Here is a 951-nt window from a genome sequence, read left to right as displayed (position 1 = left end):
TTCGTTGTTGTTGTTGTTGTTGTCCCGTTGTCCCGTCCTGTCCCGTCCGCAGTGTGATCTTGCCCCCGTTCCACGGACACCCGGATAAGCGGTTCACTATCGCCATCCGGAGTGAGCAAGATGACCAAACAGGCAGAGAGCAAGGTAAAGCGGCACCAACAATTCCGGGCACTATCAGCCTCCGACCTACTTGCGTGGCAATGCTGGCTTGCCAGATGACCTGTTCCGTCCTCACTAATTGGACTAGTTATGGATACTCAACTGAAAGTCTTGAGCGAAAAGCTCGGTAGGATGACATCTGAAGATGCTGCCGATTGGCTGTTGACCAACTACTCGGTCGACAGGACGGGTTACGGAGACGCAATAGCCTTGATCAACCACAGATCGTGGCAGCGCCCCGAGCAGATCCGGTTGGCCAAGCATTACTTTAGAAAGCTTCCATTTGCTAGCTCCAAGCCATATGAAGCATTTGTATCCTTCATGTCGCTCAAGCTCTTTTTGAAGATGATCGAAGAGTGCATGCCGGTGAGCGAGGCGGACAAGAAGCTACTGCTGTATCACTTGAGGCCAGTGCTCCAAAAGGTCGCCAAAAGCGACTCCGATCGTGAGCTAGTTGCAACATTCATCTCTCACGTACAGTAAGGTTCTGATGCAACTCGCCAGCACGGCGATAGGTGGTGTCGCCGGTGGCGGCAGTGGTGCGGCAGCGGCACTCAATGGGCAGCTCTATAACGAACAGCTTCATCCCGACCTGTTCAAGGGTTTGATGGCGAAGGTGAATGACTTTGCCAAGGAGTCGGGCCTATCACCCGAGGAGGCCCAGAATCGCCTCTTGCTGGAGGCGATGCGTCTGCAGGATTCAGGGAAAAACCTTGGCCTCAGCACGAATCAGATAGGAGGCAGTTCCGGGGTGCCTGACGATGCGGTGGCGCGAGCCTTCCTCGAAAAGAA

2 protein-coding genes are annotated in these 951 nt (G+C 54.3%); both read left to right on the top strand.

Annotated features, from left to right (window positions below; all coding sequences use genetic code 11):
- Nucleotides 1-249: 249 nt before the first annotated feature.
- Entirely contained in the window at nucleotides 250-642 is a 393-nt protein-coding gene (locus tag ACH65_RS19565) for a hypothetical protein (protein WP_064504801.1), read from the top strand.
- 7 nt (nucleotides 643-649) lie between these two features.
- A partial coding sequence (locus ACH65_RS19560) for a hypothetical protein (protein WP_153242446.1) occupies nucleotides 650-951 on the top strand: 302 nt, incomplete at its 3' end.

This window comes from Frateuria defendens (assembly GCF_001182895.1).
GTDB classification, from domain to species: Bacteria; Pseudomonadota; Gammaproteobacteria; order Xanthomonadales; family Rhodanobacteraceae; genus Frateuria_B; species Frateuria_B defendens.
The sequence above is the reverse complement of the archived record's forward strand: the minus strand, read 5'-3'. Positions and strand labels throughout refer to the sequence as shown.